The organism is Streptomyces sp. NPDC006259, assembly GCF_042870975.1.
Lineage (GTDB): Bacteria > Actinomycetota > Actinomycetes > Streptomycetales > Streptomycetaceae > Streptomyces.
Genome location: NZ_JBIAHY010000002.1, coordinates 905,063 through 922,132, shown reverse-complemented (window position 1 = coordinate 922,132; position 17,070 = coordinate 905,063). Strand labels below are relative to the sequence as shown.

Below are 17,070 nucleotides of genomic sequence, written 5' to 3'. Positions count from 1 at the left end.
GGCGTGACCACCGAAGACACAGACAGCGAAGAGTTCCGGTTGCCGAGGTCACGGACGGCGAACGAGCGGCTGCACGCCATGATCCCCGGGGGCGCGCACACCTACGCCAAGGGCGACGACCAGTACCCCGAGAACCTGGCTCCGGTCATCAGCCACGGCCGCGGTGCCCATGTGTGGGACGTCGACGGCAACCGCTACATCGAGTACGGCTCCGGCCTGCGGTCGGTCAGCCTCGGCCACGCCCACCCGCGCGTGGTCGAGGCGGTGCGACGGGAACTCGACCGCGGCAGCAACTTCGTGCGGCCGTCCATCGTCGAGGTCGAGGCCGCGGAACGCTTCCTGGCCACGGTGCCGACCGCCGACATGGTGAAGTTCGCGAAGAACGGCTCCGACGCCACCACCGCCGCGGTGCGCCTCGCCCGCGCCGCCACCGGCCGCCCGCGCGTGGCCGTCTGCGGCGACCACCCGTTCTTCTCCGTCGACGACTGGTTCATCGGCACCACGCCGATGTCCGCCGGCATTCCGGCGGCGACGACCGAACTCACCGTGTCGTTCCCCTACGGCGACCTGGCCGCCACGGAGGAGCTGCTCACCCGGTACCGGGACGAGGTCGCCTGCCTGATCCTGGAACCCGCCGGCCACACCGAGCCGCCGCCCGGCTACCTCGCCGGCCTGCGCGCGCTGGCCGACCGGCACGGCTGCGTCCTCGTCTTCGATGAGATGATCACCGGTTTCCGCTGGTCCGAGGCGGGCGCCCAGGGCCTGTACGGCGTCGTCCCCGACCTCTCCACCTTCGGCAAGGCGCTGGGCAACGGGCTCGCCGTCTCCGCGCTGGCCGGGCGCCGCGATCTGATGGAGCGGGGCGGGCTGCGTCACTCCGGCGAACGGGTGTTCCTGCTGTCCACCACGCACGGGGCGGAGACGCACTCCCTGGCGGCGGCGATGGCCGTGCAGGCCACCTACGTCGAAGAGGGCGTCACCGCGCGGCTGCACACCCTCGGTGAGCGGCTGGCCGCCGGTGTCCGCGACGCCGCGGCCGCCATGGGCGTGGGCGACCACGTCGTCGTCCGCGGCCGGGCCAGCAACCTCGTCTTCGCCACCCTCGACGAGAACGGACGGCCGTCGCAGGAGTACCGCACCCTGTTCCTGCGCCGACTTCTCGCGGGCGGGGTGCTGGCCCCGTCGTTCGTGGTGAGCAGCGCGCTGGACGACGCCGACATCGATCACACCGTCGACGTGGTGGCCCAGGCGTGTGCGGTGTACCGGAAGGCCTTGGACGCCGCCGACCCCACCCCCTGGATGGCCGGGCGGCCGGTGAAGCCCGTGTTCCGGCGCCTGGCGTGACGTGACGTCAGCGCGGTTCCGGCCGGCCCGCGCCTGCCGTTGGATCGGTCGGACGGTCGGCCGTTGAATCGACCACCGGTTGGCTGACCAGTCGGTCGGCCAGCCGGTCGACCAGCCACGCGGTCGCCGGTGTCACCGCCAGCGCGGTGCACCAGCCGCCGAGGACGTCGGTCGGGTAGTGCGCGCCCAGGGCGACCTGCGCCCACCCCATGGCGGCGCCGGCGGCCAGCGCCGCGACGAGGACGAGTGACGTGCCGGCCGCCCTGCCGAGGTCGAGCCGGCCGGTCACGAGGAGCGCCATCACGAGGGCGAGCGCGCTGAGGAAGGCGGTGTGCCCGCTCGGGTAGGACAGGTTCCCGTCGTAGATCGTGCGTCCCACCAGGAATTTGAGCAGTGTCGTCGTCCCCACGGTGGCGCCGGCGCCGGCGACGACGAGCACCGCCGCGCGAGGACGCCGAAGCAGCAGGCAGCCGGTCACGGCGGCCACGACCAGCGCCGCCGCTCCCACGGGCTCCCCCAGGAAGTCCGTGGCCAGAGCGAGGTGCCGCCATCGCGGCCCCACTCCGTACACCGCCGCGAAGATCCGCGCGTCCACCGTGCCCGGCGTGCTCGCGTCGGCGTACAGGACCCCGAGTACGACGACCACCAGTGCGGCCAGGGCCGCGGTGGCCCCGAGCCACAGGCGCAGCGACGGCGGCAGCACCGCGGGCGCCGACCGGCCGGTCACGCGCCCACCGCGTCCGGTCGGCCCGCGGTGTTCTGCCGTGTGTCCTGCCGTGTGTCCTGCCGTGTGTCCTGCTGTGTGTCCTGCTGTGACCGGTGGATGGCCTTCCGCGTCCTGACGCCGGTCCACGACTCCTCGACCGGCTCCCGCCCCGCCCGGCCGGCCAGTGCCGACTCGTCCGGCACGTCGCTGTCCGCGGGCGGCCGCACAGGTCCGCCCGGCAGCGACCGAGGACTCGGGGCAGCCGTGGAGAGCGGCTTCCTGGCCGCCGGCGCGCGACGGTCATCGGTCCACCGGGCGAGGTTCACGGACCACGGGGGAAGCGCCGTGGCGCCGGAAACGCGGCGCGTAGGGTCGCGCCGGGCAGCGAGCCGCACACCGGGGAGACGCACGGCCCGCGGGTCCGTCCGCTCCAGTCCTCCGCAGGCCACCGCGGGACCGCCGAGGAGAACCGGGTCAGCCCGGGGTGTCTCGTCGTCCCGTACGCGGTCTCGTGCCGTCCCGTCCACGGGTGACGGTGGCGGGCCCTCGGCCTCGACGAGCCGGAGCCGTTCGATGTCGGAGAGGTCAATGCCCGCCGGGGGCAGCGTCTCGGTCACCGGTTCATCGTAGAAGCCTCGCGCCTCTCCCCCGGCCTGATCCAGCTGAGGGGCCGTCGAGTCGGCGCTGTCCCCGCGTGCGTTGGCCGGTGCCGGCGGGGATCCAGAGGTTCGCGTCGTCCTGACCGGACGCGTCCGTCCCGCTGCCGCAGCGCCACACCGCCGGTCCACGGTCTCGGCGGCCGGGTGGCGCCGCACCACGAGGGGCGATCGTGCCTCGCGGACGCCGGGTGGCGCCGCACTACGAGGAGCGATCGCGCCACCCGGCGTCCGCGCCTACCGGCCGCTCCTCGGGCTCCACCGGCGGGGCGGCGCCTCCACCGAAGTCACCACGGACCGCGGCGTTGTGGGCAGGGGGCCGCATCACCCTTCCGCGGTCACGGTGGTACCCGTTGTGAACTGCCACCGGTTCCGGTCGAGCAGGCAGCCGTTGCCGCCGGTGAACCGCCAGGCGCCGGCTGACGGCTGACGGCTGAGCCGCCGGCCGGGCGCTACGTGCTTCACGCGCGGGTCCACTTCTGGGCGGCCTGGCCGTTGCAGCTCCACAGGACGAGCGGGGTTCCGTTGGTGGTGCCGGCCCCGTTGACGTCGAGGCACAGCCCCGCGTGGGCGTTGCGTATCGATCCATCGGAGCCGACGGTCCACTTCTGGTTGTCCTGGCCGTTGCAGGTCCAGGTGATGACCCGGGTGCCGTTGGCGGTGCCCCGGTCGTAGGCGTCCAGGCACTTGTCGCCGAAGACGCGGATCTCACCGCCGGCCCACGTGGTCCACAGCTGGTTGGCGGCCGTGTGGCAGTCCCAGATCAGTGCCGTGGCCCCGGCCGCGGTGGAGGCGTTGTCCACGTCGAGGCAGCGGCCCGACGCGTTGCCGCGCAGCCGTGAGGTGGTGGCGGCGAGCGGGCTGCCCCCACTCACCCGGTACACGGCCACGCCGTGCGCCGGAACACTCGCCGAGATCTGCCCGGACGTGCTCGCCGTACCGCCGGTCCACAGGTCGGTGAGGGTGAACGGCCCACCGGACAGGCCGACTTGCGCGGCGGTGGTCGTGACCGTCGCCGTGCCGCCTCCCCGGTTGAACAGGCCCACCGCCACCGAGCCGTCCGACAGCGGCTTGGCGAACACCTCGGTGGCGCCGTCGTCGCGCACCCTGCGGCCGCCCGCGCCCAGCGGGTCCTGGTCGACGGCCAGCAGACGGGGGTTGCGCAGGACCGCGCTCACGTCCGCGGACATGGTGCGGATGTCGTTGCCGGCCATGAGCGGTGCGCTCAGCAGCGCCCAGAGGGCGAAGTGGGAGCGGGACTCGGTCACTGACAGGCCGGGGCGGCCGACGACCAGCATGTCGGGGTCGTTCCAGTGTCCGGGCCCCGACTGCGCGGCCAGCGGCGCGGTGACGTCCAGGACGTTGCCGACGCCCATCGGGTAGCTGTTGGTGTTGCCGTTCTGCCAGACGTCCAGCAGGTCCTCGGTCGTCCGCCACAGGTCCGCGACCTGGCCCCAGTTGTACGTGGCGCCGGTGATGGCGTGGAAGCTGTTGGGGTTGATGCTGTAGACGATCGGCCGCCCGGTGGCGCGCAGGGCGTCGCGCATGACCGTGAAGCGCGCGACCTGCTCGTCACGGGTGCCGCTGGAGGAGCACCAGTCGTACTTGAGGTAGTCGACGCCCCACGAGGCGAAGGTGGCGGCGTCCTGGGTCTCGTGCCCTCTGCTGCCCGTCGATCCGGGATAGGCGCCGCTGGTCTGCGCGCAGGTGCGTTCGCCCGGCACCTGGTAGATGCCGAACTTCAGGCCCTTGCTGTGGATGTAGTCGCCGAGCGCCTTCATCCCGCCGGGGAACTTGGTCGGGTTGGCCCGTAGGGTGCCCGCCGCGTCGCGCTGTGGGTCGAACCAGCAGTCGTCCACCACCACGTACCGGTAGCCGACCTCCCGCATGCCCGAGGAGACCATCGCGTCGGCCGCCTGACGGACCTGCGCCTCGGTGACCCCGCACCCGAAGCTGTTCCAGCTGTTCCAGCCCAACGGCGGGGTGAGCGCCGGGCTGCCGGGCGCCGCGGTGGCGGTGGAGTGGACTGCGGCCGTGAAGGACGCGGTGACCGTCAGTGCGGCGGCCGCGAAAAGACGAAGCAGTCGTCTGCCCGATCGTCTGGGCACCGTGGGCTCCTTTCGGGGCGGGCACCGGGGGCGGGACCCCTACGGCGCCGGCGAGAGGGCTTGGCAGGCGGGTGAGGTGGTTGTCGGCGGCCACGCGAGACAGGGGATGACTGGATGGCCCCCCGCCTACACATGCCAAGTGCATGACATTCTTTCGCGTTCGAAATTTCGGTCCGTTTTCGATCGCTGCCGTCACGGATACTAGGGAGGTTGCCGCACTTGTCAACCGTCTCGACCATGCGAATTCCGCTTGACGCTCCCTGCGGTGTCGCTTCGAAAAGCGAAACATTTCGGGCTCAAAGACGAATCATGCGAGACGTATTGACGGGAGCTTTCGACCACCTAACACTCGGGATGCCCACCCAACCGATCGTCGTTCGAAGTGCCGAACCATCGCGCATCGCGGGACCCCCTATCGAAACGCAATCATCCCCAAGAGGGAACGACATTGAAAATGTCATGCTCTCATCACCCCCTGAGGCGCCGCCCCGCGCCGGACGCCGGCCGTCGGCACCGGTCTGGTCACCGGCGTCTTCCTCTCCCTGACCGGTGCCTCCCGAGCCGCTGCGGCCGCTCCCGCCCGGGAGTCGCCCCTCGCGACCGCCCCGGCGTACGTCGACCATGCGGAACGGCGACCGGGCCGGACTCCGGCTGCTGCGTGACTCCTTCGCCTGGACCGGCGCCGGACGCGACAGCGGCGCGACACGGCTGGCCCTGGCCGACGGGCTGACCATGGACGGCAACCGGAACACCACCGGTACCGGCACGGAAGTCGCGAGCGCCATCGTCCCCGGCGGCCGCGTCCGGCTGCGCACGAGCGCGGGCATCCGCCCCGACACCTGTTTCTAGAGCACCGACGGCTTCAACTTCACCCGCCTCGGCCCCTTCTCCCTGGGCGAACGACCGGCGCTCCTTCTTGGGCTACCGGTTCGCCCTCTTCCACCACGCCACGCAGGCGCTCGGCGGCTCGGTCCATGTCCCGTGATTCGAGCTGTCGACGCCCTGATCCCGTCCCACCGACCGCACCACCCAACCCCCCGCAACCGTACGAGGAGAGACCATGAACCCGCTGAAACGGCTCGGCCGTCGCCGAGCCTCGGTGCTGGCCCTGCTGGCCGTCGCCGCCCTGGTGACGCCGGAGGCCGCGAGCGCCGCGCCCGACGGCGTCCGGGCCTCCACTCTCGGCGCCCAAGCCGCCCAGTCCGGGCGGTACTTCGGGACCGCGGTGGCCGCCGGAAGGCTCGGCGACGGCACGTACACCTCGATCCTGGACCGCGAGTTCAACTCGGTCACCCCCGAGAACGAGATGAAGTGGGACGCCACCGAGCGCTCCCGCGGCTCGTTCACCTTCGGCGCCGCCGACCAGATCGTCAACCGCGCGACGGCCCGCGGCCAGCGCGTGCGGGGCCACACCCTGGTGTGGCACTCCCAACTCCCGGGCTGGGTCAGCGCCATCAGGGACGCGAACACGCTGCGCGGCGTGATGAACAACCACATCACGACGGTGGCCAACCGCTACAAGGGCCGGATCCACTCCTGGGACGTGGTCAACGAGGCCTTCGCCGACGGTGGCAGCGGCCAGCTGCGCAGCTCCGTCTTCCGGGACGTCCTGGGCACCGGCTTCATCGAGCAGGCCTTCCGCACGGCACGGTCGGCCGACCCGGCGGCCAAGCTCTGCTACAACGACTACAGCATCGAGGACTGGAACGCCGCCAAGACCCAGGGCGTCTACCGCATGGTCCGCGACTTCAAGGCGCGCGGCGTGCCCATCGACTGCGTCGGCTTCCAGTCCCACTTCGGCACCGGCGGCCCGCCGTCGAACCTGCAGACCACGCTGTCGAACTTCGCCGCCCTCGGCGTGGACGTCCAGATCACCGAGCTGGACATCGCCCAGGCGCCGTCGAACGCGTACGCCAACACGGTGAGGGCCTGCCTGAACGTGGCACGCTGCAACGGCATCACCGTCTGGGGCATCCGCGACAGCGACTCCTGGCGCAGCGGGGAGAACCCGCTGCTGTTCGACCGCAGCGGCAACAAGAAGCCCGCCTACCGGTCGGCGCTCACCACGATGGGCGGCACCGCCGCGGCACAGCCGACGAACACCCCCGCGACTCGGTCCGCCGCCGCGCTCCCCACCTCGTACCGCTGGAACTCGAGCGGACCGCTGATCTCCCCCAAACCGGACTCGACCCACAGGATCGCCGGCATCAAGGACCCGTCGGTCGTCTACCACAACGGCAAGTACCACGTGTTCGCCAGCACCGCCAGCTCCTCCGGGTACAACCTGGTCTACCTGAGCTTCAGCGACTGGTCGCAGGCCGGGTCGGCCACGCACCACTACCTGGACCGCACCGCCATCGGTACCGGGTACCGGGCCGCGCCGCAGGTGTTCTACAACGCGCCGCAGCGCCTGTGGTACCTGGTCTACCAGACCGGCAACGCCTCGTACTCGACCAACCCCGACATCAGCAACCCCAACGGGTGGAGCGCCCCGCGCAACTTCTACTCGTCCATGCCCGACATCATCAGGCAGAACATCGGCAACGGCTTCTGGGTCGACATGTGGGTGATCTGCGACAGCGCCAACTGCTACCTGTTCTCCTCCGACGACAACGGCCACCTGTACCGCTCCCAGACGACCGTCGGTCAGTTCCCGAACGGCTTCACCAACACCGTCATCGCGGCGCAGGACTCCAAGTTCGCCCTCTTCGAGGCGAGCAACGTCTACAAGGTGCAGGGCAGTAACCAGTACCTGCTCCTCGTCGAGGCCGTCGCCTCGGACGGCCGGCGCTACTTCCGCTCGTGGACCGCGAGCAGCCTCGCCGGCTCGTGGTCGCCCCTGGCCGCGTCCGAGGGCAACCCATTCGCCAAGTCGAACAACGTGGCGTTCCCCGCGGGTACCTGGACCCGGGACATCAGTCACGGCGAGATGATCCGCGCGGGCAACGACCAGACGCTCACGATCCCGGCCTGCCGGCTGCAGTACCTGTACCAGGGCAAGGACCCCAACGCCGGCGGTGACTACAACAACCTGCCGTGGCGGCTGGGTCTCCTCACCCAGACCAACTCGACCTGCTGACCACGTGGGCCCCGCCACCCGTGCGGGGCCCACGCCCGCTGCCGACCGAGGACCCGTGCATCACCTCCACCACGGTGACGGTGTGGCCGGGGGGACGTAACGCTGCTCCGCGTCGGCGTCCACGTGCCGAAGCGGGGCGTTCTCCGACAGTTGAGCGGCACGTCGCGGACACGGCGAGGTCCGGCCCGGCTCGGGCCGGACCTCGGCGATGTGCCTCCGTGGCCCGACCACGGTGGTTCAACGGTCCGGTGAGTGTCGTGCAGCGGGCAGGGATCCGCGAAACGACCGCCGCGGCTCGGTCGATCCACCAGACTCGCTCTTGTTTCCCCACGGAGAAGGGACGGCGAGCATGACGAACAGCGCGCTCCTGGTGATGGACGTCCAACGGGACGTCGTGGCCATCGCCGACGACGGTTCCGGATATCTGCCGCGCTTGCGCAGGGCGATCGACGGTGCCCGCGCCGCCCGCATCCCCGTGATCTACGTGGTGCTCGGGTTACGGCCGGGCGATCCCGAAGTCAGTCCACGCAACAAGGTGATGACGAACGCCGTGCGCGCCGGCCTGTTCGCCGAGGGTGCTCCCGGCACCGAGATCCATCCCGACGTCGCGCCCCGACCCGGCGACGTCGTGGTCACCAAGAGGCGTGGGAGCGCGTTCTCGGGCAGCGACCTCGACCTGGTGCTCAGGGCCCGCGACATCGACAGGCTCGTTCTCGCCGGCATCGCCACCAGCGCCGTGGTGCTGTCCACCCTGTGGCGCGCCATCGACTTGGACTTCGGCCTCACGGTCCTGGCCGATGCCTGCCTCGACACCGACCCCGAGGTCCACCGCATGCTCATCGACAAGCTGTTCCCGCAGTGGGCGGACGTGCTCACCGTCGATGACTGGATCAAAGCCGTCGCACCCCAATAGCGGCGACTTCCTGACGTGCCCATAGCCTCCGGGCCACTGGCCGAACTGGCACGGGCTCTGCCGAGAAGCCGATGTGCCGGATTGCCTTGCACCGGTCCGGCACGGTCCTCACCACCAACGCGAGTCTCGCCCTGCGCGGGTCACGGTTGGCCTGACCGCCATCACCACGTCAGGCACGGCAACTGGCAGTCGACGCCGACTACCCGGTCCTCGCCGGCGTTCTGGTGTAGGAGAAACGAATCCGGCTCGGCCTCCATGCACAGCGTCTGAAACTGTCGGGCGGCCCAGCCACGACCACGGCGAGCAATCGGCCCACGACTCGGCTCACGCGATGGTGACTGGATCGGTGCGGTGATCCTGGTGGAGACAGAAGCGGGTAGGAAGATCACCCATCGTTCTCCTGAGGAGGTGGCCGAGTAGACCGCCGTGGCGGGGATCCTCAGGCAGCCACGGCCAGTGGTCGACCGCCCCACCGAGTGCCCCTCACTGCGGACGCGGGCGCGTTCGCGCCGTTGGGTGGCCAGGATGTCGGGGTGGTGGGCGGGCGGGTGTCCGGCGTCCGTCTCCTCGTGGCAGGCTGGGGCGATGCAGTCATGGACCCCTTCCGTCGAGAACAGCCTGCGGCATCTGCTCAATGAGTGGGATCCGATCGGCGTCGCCGATGACGTCCAGGACGAGTACGACTGCATGCTCGCCCCCCTGCTGCGACAGCTCCGTGGCGGCGCCGACCAGAAGATGGTCGCTGAGTTCCTACGGCGTGAGCTGGTAGATCACTTCGGACTCGATCCTCTCCTCCTGCGACCCGAAACGATGGCCGCCCGAGTGATTGCCTGGTGGACCGCCGTCGGCAAGGTCGAGCCCACCGACGGCGCATAGCCGCAGCCTCCCGATCGTCTGATCGTCGTCGGACGTGCCGTTGACTGACGCTGACGGGGATCTCTGACGACGCCGGGCCAGCCCTCGCCACACGTGCTCGCTCTCTGAAGCATGTGAGGAGGGTGGGGGCGAGGGATGACCTCGCGCTGGCACCGTGCAACCTGGAAGGCTTCTACGACGGCTCCATCGAGAACGGCTGCCGTCCCGCCGGCGGTGGCCACTTCGCTGGTCGCGATGCTCTACGAGTGGATGTGCCCCCGGCGGTCGGGTCGTCGCTCACCAATCCCGGGTGGCGATCAGCTCCTCCGGATCCGCGTCCGCGAAACCGTAGGCCGACGCGACGAACCAGAAATCCTCGGCGATCTCCTCGCGCGCCACCGTCTCGATCTCACTGCCGGCCTCCTCGAACTCCGCCTGGAGCAGGTTGAACTCCTCCGTCGCGGCCTGTGAGAGCACATACAGGGCCGCCAGATCCGACGGCCGCTCAGCCTCGATCCGCTCACAGAGCCGGAGCAGGATCGCCTTGCCCTTGTCGAGGACGTGGTCGGGGAAGTACCTGTCCGCGTACAGCGGCCGCAGAAACGTACGCCCCGCTACCTGCTCGTTCATGATCGGCATAGCGCCCCCAACCCCGCGGAAGAACTGACTCGCCGATCATGCACCAGACCACTGACAACGCGGCGCCTCCGACCGTTGCGCGATCATCGCGCACCTTGGGACCAGGGCGACCGGTGGTGGGTCGCGGAGTGGCCGGAGGGAGTCAGGGCGAGGAGACGAGGAGACGACGTGCTGAGCCGCCCCGGACGCGGGCTCGGTCCCTGACGTTGTGGCAACAGGGCGTCCTGTCCGCAACCTGGGACAATGCTCTTATGGAGCCGCTGCCCACCCCCTGCCCCGCCCGTCTGATTCCTGACGTGACGGGTGGTAGTGCTTTCCACGACGTGTACCGGCAGGCCCAGGCGCGGCGCGTCGTGTTCATCGCCATCGAGAGCCAGGGCCAGCGGTGGACGGTCAAAGCCGACACACTGACCGCCGGTCCCGGACACGTCGTCGACGCGGGCGTGGGCGACGCCGCCCGATCCGCGATCGATCGCCTGGTCCAGGACGGGGAGGTCCGCTCGGACGCGTACGCGGGTCCGGTCTACTTCGTCCTGCACGGGGTGCGGGACGAAGCCCGTGCCCGGGACCTCGCTGCCGCATTGCACGCGGCTCTGTACGGCGACCTCGAACCCCTGGCCCGCGCTGTTCCCGCCGTTCCGTGATCCGAGCCGGCAGCGTCCCAGCCCCGTGAAGCACGTGTCTGCGGGAGACAGCACCCCCTGGGCTGACGAGAGCATGACTCCCGGGCCGTCCGAGCGGCGCCGCCGCCCTCCGGCGAGCGGCCCGTCACATGACCTGGCGACCGGCCGCGGCCCCGCCGGGATCGTCCGCGAGGACGACTGTCGCGGTGATCCGCTTGCCCACCGGTTCCCGGTGAACAGCGAAGCTCTGGCTCACCGCGAGCACGATCTCCAGGCCGTGCTGACCGACCCGGTCCGGGTCGGCTCCCCGCACCGAGGGCAGCGTCGTACTGCTGTCCCACACATCCACCTGTACGGCACCGTCGATGATCTCCAGTGTCAGCAGGCAGGGGCCGGGCGCGTACTTGCGGGCATTGGTCACCAGCTCGCTCACCACCAGCTGCACCATGCCCATCGCCCGCTGCGACACCGGCAAGCCGTGCACAGCCTGCACGGATCCCAGAAATTCCCCCGCCAGGTCGCGGGCCTCACCGATCTCCGCGCTGCCCTCGAACGCGGCAGAAACCGCTATCGGACGGTCCACGAGCGGCTCCTGGCCCTCGTCCTGTCCCGCCAGGTCCATACATCCGCCTCACGTCCGAAGCGCCGCCGCTACCCGCGCATCTACCCCTCAAACATCAGCACAGTCCACACACATCCGTCCACCCGGACGGGCACCCGAGCGCCCCGTACGACCAGGCAACGCTCATTCGAACAGCCGCCCGATCATGACAGGCCCGGGGCAGGCCGCAGAGTCTGCCGTGCTGCCGCCGTCAGATCAGGGCCCCGCGCCCTCGCCTCCGCCCCCGATGGCCACAGGCCCACAGGCCCACGAAGCGTGCGGCGACCGGAGCATCCGTTCATCGGCGGCGTCCGCCTCCCTCAGCACCCGACTCGATCGGGCACAGGATGTCGGGTCCGGCGAAGCGGGCGCCGCCTAGCGTGGTGATCGTCAAAAGGAAGGAGACCGGGCGTGCTGGAGCGGCTGAACCAGGCTATGGAGCACATCGAGCACCATCTCGACCAGGACATCGAGGTGGCGGAGCTGGCACGCGTCGCGGCCACCTCGGAGTACCACCTGCGTCGGATGTTCTCCGCGCTCGCGGGCATGCCGCTGTCGGAGTACGTCCGGCGCCGTCGGCTCACCCTGGCGGGCGCCGAAGTGCTCGCGGGGCGTGAGACGTTGCTGCAGATCGCGGTGCGCTACGGCTATGGCTCCGGCGAGGCGTTCGCGCGGGCGTTCCGCGCCATGCACGGCATCGGACCGGGCGAGGCCCGGCGTACCGGCGCCGTGCTCAACTCCCAGTCCCGGATGGCCTTCCGCCTCACCATCGAAGGAAGTGGCAGTATGCGATACCGCGTTGTGGACAAGGCGGACTTCAGCGTCGTCGGACTCAGGGCCCGGGTACCGCTGGTGCATGCGGGGCCCAACCACGCGATCATCGACTTCGTCCGCGGGATCGACCCGCAGATCCTGGAGCGCCTGGAGCAGTTGTCGGACCAGGAGCCGCACGGCATCGTCTCGGTCTGCGACGACCTGGACCCGAGTCGCGCCGAGGGCACCGAACTCGACTACCACCACGGCGTGATCACCTCCCTGGCCGCTCCCGAGGGCACGACCGCGTTGGCCGTCCCGGCCGGCACCTGGGCGGTCTTCACGGCCTCCGGACCGGCGCCGCAGGCCGTCCAGGAGCTGTGGCGGTCCGTCTTCACCGAATGGTTCCCGTCGAACCCGTACCGCAGCCGCACCGGTCCCGAGATCCTGCGCATGCGCCTGTCGCCGGCGGGGACCGAGGCCGACGCCGAGCTGTGGCTCCCCGTGGAGCCCGAGCGGGGATGAACACCGCGGCAGTGGATCACTGGTGCGACATAGTCCCGCCCGGGCAGACACATCCGCCGCTCGGCACGTCTACGATCCGCTTCTGTAGGGAGATCAAGCGCTGGACGTGCGGCAGGTGTTGTCCTGGTCGACGGCCGTACCCGGGTGTGGGTGGAGCAGAGCGCGCTGCACTGGAGGCGGGGGCGTACGACTGTCGTCGTACCCGGGGCGCAGATCCGCCAGGTCGAGGCCGCTGGGCAGTCGCTGGCTGTGCTCCTCTTCGGGGACGCGCGGGCCGACGCGGCGATGACGGTCCGCCACCGTGACGGGCGGGTGATCGCGGCGCTCGGCGCCGAGATCGAAGCGATCATGAGCGACGCCGGCCCGTCGGGGAAGCGGCGGCCACTCCAACGGCTGTCGGTGCGGGTGTGGCCGTTGCGATGCTGGCCGGTCTGCGTGATCGGGTGCTGCATGGCGGCCCGTGGTGGCGGCGTGCCCTCTGGTAGTGGTCCTGGGTTTCCCCCTGGCCGTATGGCTGCCGGTGGAACCCGCTTTCCCGGGGTTCGCCGCCTGGCTGTCGTTGCCGCTCGGCGTTGTCCTGCTGCGCATGTGGGTGGGCATGGCCGAGTCGGACACGCGGTGGGTGATGGGCGGCGGGGCATCACCGTGCGTGCGAGGTTCGAGGTGGACCCGAGCAGCGAGAGCACCGGCGACCATGTCGTCCGATGTCGCACGCTCGACGGCCGGAACGTCACGGCACGTCCGGCACTGCGAGGGAGCCGCGACGAGATTCGATACGACCCCCGCGACCCCTCACGCGTGCTCGCGCCGACCCGCGTGGCCTGGCTGGGGGTCGCGCTGGCCGCGTTCATGCTGACCGGCTTCCGGGGCGTTGCCTTGGCATCCCGGCGGTTTTCTGGCTGGTGGAGCTGCTGACGATCCCGTTCTAGAGGTTCTCCGTGGCTGAGATCGCGGCGGTGAGGCCGTCGATGAGGCCCGGTCGGTGCCGCATCCGTCCGAGTCGGGGCTGCGCTGGCGCGGTGGCCCGGTCGATGCCGTGTCTGGTGGGGTTGGCGGTCAGGGACCGTTTCAGGTGCGACCGAACGGCCTCGACCGGACTGGACCCCGGCGCTGACAGTGGTGGTCGGGAGACCGTCAGCCACGTCAGGCGTCGATCGGCCTCCGCAAGGTGCGGCTGATGTGCGTGTTCCGCTCGTCCCGGACCAGGACGATCGGAGCGCCGTGTTGCTGGTGTGCGGCGTCGAGCAGGCGGGCGTGGCCGTTCTCGGTGTAGCCCTTGCGCCGGCCCTTGGCGGGGCCGTGCTCGAGGCCGGTCCGGTGGATCAGCCGGGGGCGGTGGCCGGGTCTGGTGCACATCAGCGCGGTCGTGGAGACGCGCTTGGTGCCGGCGGCAGGTTATCCGCGCGCGTCGGCAGTCGACAGGCCGTTATGTTGCCTGATCCAGGCAGTGACCCGGCCCGCGTCCCCTTGGGACGATGTCCCGGCCGCACCCTCCGCGACGACGACACGAGGTGGTTGACCCCATGAGACTGACCCGCGTGACCCTCCGCTTAGCCGCCGGCGCCCTGGCACCGGCCCTGCTTCTCTCCGTCGCGTCCTTCGCCGCCGCCACGACGCCGTCGGCCGCCGCCGCGGTGGTCTCGGACGCGGGCTCCCCCTACGACCAGATGGACGCCGACGACCTGCGCGTCGCCGTCGGCAGGATCCTCGCCGATCCCGACAGCGGCAGGCGCGTGACACGGGAGGCCAACGAACTTCTCGACGACGGCACCGTCGAGGAGATGCGCGCCTGGCTGGCCACCGGTTACCGCCTCGCTCAGGCCGAGGACGACCGCGTCGCCATCGGCAAGCTGCTCGCCCGCCCCGACAGCGGCAGGGCCGTCATCCGTGCGGCCAACACGGCCCTCGACGACAACAGCCCGGAAGCCGTGCGCGCGTTCCTCGAAACCGGTCTCCGTCTCGCCCGGGCCGAGGACGACCGTGTCGCCATCGCACGCATGTTGGCCAACCTCAACATCAGCGACGCCCTGCGCGCGGCGGCCGGCGCGGCGCTGGACGACAACACGCCGGAAGCGCTGCGCTACTTCCTCGAGGTCGGCCAGTACGAGGTCGACGCCTGAGCCTTCCCGGCCGGATCGTTCCCACGGGTGTGCGGCAGGTGGCCCGCCATGGCTGAATTCGGGCCTGTCGCCTGGCCACCCGCCCCCATGAGGACCGACCGGCTCGTGCTCCGCGAGTCCGAGGCCGGGGACCGTGCGGCGTTCGTCGAGTTGTTCGCATCGTCGGCGGTGGGCACCTACCTCGGTGGCTCTCGCCCCCGTGACGAGTTGGAACGCTCGGTCCCCGAGGTGCCCGGACGGCGCCCCGGTGTTTTCGTGGTCGATCTCGACGGAGCGATGATCGGCATGGTCACGTTCGATCGGCGCGACGCCGGGCGTCGGGGTCACGTCCGCCCGGAAGCCGGAGAGGCCGAACTCGGTTACCTGTTCCTGCGGGAGGCCTGGGGATGCGGATACGCCGCCGAGGCGTGCGCGGTGGCACTCGGCTGGTTCACCGACGCGCTGCCCGGCGAGCCGGTCGTGCTCTGCACCCAGACCGCCAACGACCGGGCCATGCGCCTCGCCGCGAGGCTGGGTTTCACGAAGGTGGAACGGTTCGAGGAGTACGGCGCCGAGCAGTGGTTCGGCGTGTGGTCCTCGGTCACGCCGCCCGGTTGAGCCGAGTGTTCCTTGTGGATCGTCTCCCTGACCGGACGAGGATCGCGGCGGCGTGGAGTCCGGGCTACGCGGTCAGGAGGAGGTGCGCGCCCGCCCACTGCGCCGACGGCGCTCAGGAGCCGTAGTTGTTGCGGCTCAGGAGGTTGTAGTGGTTGCGGCCTCGGGAGTCGGGTGGTTGCCAAGGCCAAAGGCATCGGCATCGGCATCACCCGATCGGCGCCCTTGCCCCTCCCGCCCGCAGGGGAGCCTCACTGTGCGAGTGACCGATTCCCGTCGGACAGCCGCGGACGGTCGTCGCCTTGATCGGGTCGAGGGCATGAGGGAGCACGATGGGCGAGAGCAGCGACGGACGCGAACGGATTCTCACGGTGGGAGTGGCGGTGGCGCGCTCCGGCCGGCTGGCGAACCTGGGCGACCCCCTGGACTTCGTGACGACGCTGCTACGACCGCGACTGGCCGGACTCGGCCCCACCGGATACCGGATCCGGCTCGCCGCCCGGGACACCCGCTCGTCCGCCGAAGGTGCTCGGCAGGCCGTCGAGGAACTCACCCGGGACGAGGACGCGAAGATCATCGTGACGCTCGCGGGTACGCAGGTCCTGCCGGCCGTCGCCGACGCCTGCGAAGCGATCGGCGTCCCTTGCCTGTCGAGCACCTTCCCCTGGCAGGTCTACTACTACGGGCGCGGCGCGGACGCCGCGCACCCCTTCACCTGGACGTACCACTTCTGCTGGGGCCTGGAGGACATCGCCGCCACCTTCGCCGACCTGTGGGAACGCGCCGACGGCGGAGGGCGCGAGGCGGTCGGCTGTCTGTGGAACGACGGCCCGCAGGGCACCTGGTCACGACACCCCGAGCACGGGTTCGCACCAGCGGCCCGGGCGCGCGGACACCACTTGGTGGACCCCGCGCCGTACCGGGAACCGGGCGCCGACCTGAAGGGGCACATCAGCGCGTTCCGCGAGGCCGGCGTCGGCATCGTCACCAGCGCGGCCACCGGCCGCGATCTGGGACGCTTCCGCTCCCAGGCCGCCGAGGCCGGCTGGCAGCCCCGTCTGATCACCTGCTCACGTTGGCTGGCCTATCCGCCGTCGGTCACCGGCGCGGGAGGGCGGCCGGCCCACGCCGACGTGGCGACGCTGGTCTACTGGACGCCCGCCCACCCGTATCGCTCGTCGCTCGACGGAATGACCGCGGCGGGGCTGGCCGAGGCCTATGAACAGGGAACGGGACGCCAGTGGCTCCAGCCGCTCGGCCTGGCGTACGCCTTGTTCGAAGTCGTCATCCACGCCCTGACGACCGCCGACGACCCCTCCGAGCGCCGCTGCGTCGCCGACGCTCTGGGCCGTACCCGCCTGGACACCATCGCCGGCCCGCTCGACTGGACCGCGGGCCCGGTGCCCAACATCGCCACCGTCGCGCTGGCCGGCGGACAGTGGCAGCGAGGCACCCGACACGACTACGAACTCGCCGTCGTCACCGGTGGACAGGTCGACGGGCTCGCCGTCGACGGTGACCTGGTCACCACCTGACCTGAGGGTTCGGCCGACG

At 70.8% G+C, this 17,070-nt stretch carries 14 protein-coding genes and 1 pseudogene; 10 read left to right on the top strand and 5 right to left on the bottom strand.

Features of this window, described 5'->3' with window-relative positions:
- Nucleotides 1-3: 3 nt before the first annotated feature.
- Entirely contained in the window at nt 4-1,344 is a 1,341-nt protein-coding gene (locus ACFYO5_RS09985; RefSeq protein ID WP_388706388.1) for a glutamate-1-semialdehyde 2,1-aminomutase, read from the top strand.
- A gap of 7 nt (nt 1,345-1,351) precedes the next feature.
- On the opposite strand, the gene ACFYO5_RS09980 is transcribed toward ACFYO5_RS09985, so the two are convergent.
- Together ACFYO5_RS09980 and ACFYO5_RS09975 are read right to left on the bottom strand one after the other, a co-directional pair.
- Entirely contained in the window at nt 1,352-2,071 is a 720-nt protein-coding gene (locus ACFYO5_RS09980; protein WP_388706385.1) for a phosphatase PAP2 family protein, read from the bottom strand.
- A gap of 1,096 nt (nt 2,072-3,167) precedes the next feature.
- The gene (locus tag ACFYO5_RS09975; protein ID WP_388706382.1) at nt 3,168-4,814 is read right to left on the bottom strand and encodes a glycoside hydrolase family 27 protein; all 1,647 of its coding nucleotides are present in this window, start codon (nt 4,812-4,814) and stop codon (nt 3,168-3,170) included.
- Between the two features lie 615 nt (nt 4,815-5,429).
- Here ACFYO5_RS09975 and ACFYO5_RS09970 point away from each other — a divergent pair.
- The 4 genes and pseudogenes from ACFYO5_RS09970 to ACFYO5_RS09955 form a co-directional block, all read left to right on the top strand.
- Nucleotides 5,430-5,799, top strand: a pseudogene (locus ACFYO5_RS09970) (xylosidase); the annotation flags it as partial.
- 75 nt (nt 5,800-5,874) lie between these two features.
- Entirely contained in the window at nt 5,875-7,893 is a 2,019-nt protein-coding gene (locus tag ACFYO5_RS09965; protein WP_388706379.1) for a non-reducing end alpha-L-arabinofuranosidase family hydrolase, read from the top strand.
- 349 nt (nt 7,894-8,242) lie between these two features.
- Nucleotides 8,243-8,806: a cysteine hydrolase family protein gene (locus ACFYO5_RS09960; protein WP_388706377.1), complete on the top strand. Its 564-nt coding sequence runs from the start codon at nt 8,243-8,245 to the stop codon at nt 8,804-8,806.
- A gap of 585 nt (nt 8,807-9,391) precedes the next feature.
- Nucleotides 9,392-9,682 (top strand): hypothetical protein, encoded by a 291-nt coding sequence (locus ACFYO5_RS09955; RefSeq protein WP_388706374.1) that lies wholly within the window; start codon nt 9,392-9,394, stop codon nt 9,680-9,682.
- 276 nt (nt 9,683-9,958) lie between these two features.
- On the opposite strand, the gene ACFYO5_RS09950 is transcribed toward ACFYO5_RS09955, so the two are convergent.
- Complete coding sequence (locus ACFYO5_RS09950; RefSeq protein WP_388706371.1) at nt 9,959-10,300, bottom strand: DUF5713 family protein; 342 nt, start codon at nt 10,298-10,300, stop codon at nt 9,959-9,961.
- A 296-nt stretch (nt 10,301-10,596) separates the two neighbouring features.
- Between ACFYO5_RS09950 and ACFYO5_RS09945 the strand changes: the two genes are divergently transcribed.
- Nucleotides 10,597-10,944, top strand: a complete 348-nt coding sequence (locus ACFYO5_RS09945) for a hypothetical protein (RefSeq protein WP_388706368.1) — start codon at nt 10,597-10,599, stop codon at nt 10,942-10,944.
- Between the two features lie 124 nt (nt 10,945-11,068).
- On the opposite strand, the gene ACFYO5_RS09940 is transcribed toward ACFYO5_RS09945, so the two are convergent.
- Nucleotides 11,069-11,545, bottom strand: a complete 477-nt coding sequence (locus ACFYO5_RS09940) for an ATP-binding protein (RefSeq protein WP_388706365.1) — start codon at nt 11,543-11,545, stop codon at nt 11,069-11,071.
- Between the two features lie 390 nt (nt 11,546-11,935).
- On the opposite strand from ACFYO5_RS09940, the gene ACFYO5_RS09935 reads away from it, so the two are divergent.
- A complete protein-coding gene (locus ACFYO5_RS09935) occupies nt 11,936-12,802 on the top strand; it encodes a GyrI-like domain-containing protein (protein WP_388706362.1) in 867 nt (288 codons plus the stop codon).
- Between the two features lie 1,143 nt (nt 12,803-13,945).
- Here the strand turns inward: ACFYO5_RS09935 and ACFYO5_RS09930 are convergent.
- On the bottom strand, nt 13,946-14,158 hold the full coding sequence (locus ACFYO5_RS09930) for a transposase (RefSeq protein WP_388706360.1): 213 nt from the start codon (nt 14,156-14,158) through the stop codon (nt 13,946-13,948).
- 167 nt (nt 14,159-14,325) lie between these two features.
- Here ACFYO5_RS09930 and ACFYO5_RS09925 point away from each other — a divergent pair, with 167 nt between their 5' ends.
- The 3 genes from ACFYO5_RS09925 to ACFYO5_RS09915 all read left to right on the top strand — a co-directional run bounded on the left by ACFYO5_RS09925 (nt 14,326) and on the right by ACFYO5_RS09915 (nt 17,051).
- The gene (locus ACFYO5_RS09925; RefSeq protein WP_388706358.1) at nt 14,326-14,922 is read left to right on the top strand and encodes an ALF repeat-containing protein; all 597 of its coding nucleotides are present in this window, start codon (nt 14,326-14,328) and stop codon (nt 14,920-14,922) included.
- Nucleotides 14,923-14,970: 48 nt separating this feature from the next.
- Nucleotides 14,971-15,519 carry a GNAT family N-acetyltransferase gene (locus ACFYO5_RS09920; RefSeq protein ID WP_388706355.1) on the top strand — a complete coding sequence of 183 codons (549 nt, stop codon included), beginning with the start codon at nt 14,971-14,973 and terminating at the stop codon, nt 15,517-15,519.
- A gap of 329 nt (nt 15,520-15,848) precedes the next feature.
- Nucleotides 15,849-17,051, top strand: a complete 1,203-nt coding sequence (locus tag ACFYO5_RS09915) for an ABC transporter substrate-binding protein (RefSeq protein WP_388706352.1) — start codon at nt 15,849-15,851, stop codon at nt 17,049-17,051.
- Nucleotides 17,052-17,070 lie beyond the last annotated feature (19 nt).

What these genes read in the sequence shown, in the direction of transcription:
- ACFYO5_RS09965 (WP_388706379.1), top strand. Translation starts at nt 5,875, where the DNA reads ATGAACCCGCTGAAACGGCTCGGCCGTCGCCGAGCCTCGGTGCTGGCC.
- ACFYO5_RS09960 (WP_388706377.1), top strand. Translation starts at nt 8,243, where the DNA reads ATGACGAACAGCGCGCTCCTGGTGATGGACGTCCAACGGGACGTCGTG.
- ACFYO5_RS09955 (WP_388706374.1), top strand. Translation starts at nt 9,392, where the DNA reads ATGCAGTCATGGACCCCTTCCGTCGAGAACAGCCTGCGGCATCTGCTC.
- ACFYO5_RS09950 (WP_388706371.1), bottom strand. Translation starts at nt 10,300, where the DNA reads ATGCCGATCATGAACGAGCAGGTAGCGGGGCGTACGTTTCTGCGGCCG.
- ACFYO5_RS09940 (WP_388706365.1), bottom strand. Translation starts at nt 11,545, where the DNA reads ATGGACCTGGCGGGACAGGACGAGGGCCAGGAGCCGCTCGTGGACCGT.
- ACFYO5_RS09930 (WP_388706360.1), bottom strand. Translation starts at nt 14,158, where the DNA reads ATGTGCACCAGACCCGGCCACCGCCCCCGGCTGATCCACCGGACCGGC.
- ACFYO5_RS09925 (WP_388706358.1), top strand. Translation starts at nt 14,326, where the DNA reads ATGAGACTGACCCGCGTGACCCTCCGCTTAGCCGCCGGCGCCCTGGCA.
- ACFYO5_RS09920 (WP_388706355.1), top strand. Translation starts at nt 14,971, where the DNA reads ATGGCTGAATTCGGGCCTGTCGCCTGGCCACCCGCCCCCATGAGGACC.
- ACFYO5_RS09915 (WP_388706352.1), top strand. Translation starts at nt 15,849, where the DNA reads ATGGGCGAGAGCAGCGACGGACGCGAACGGATTCTCACGGTGGGAGTG.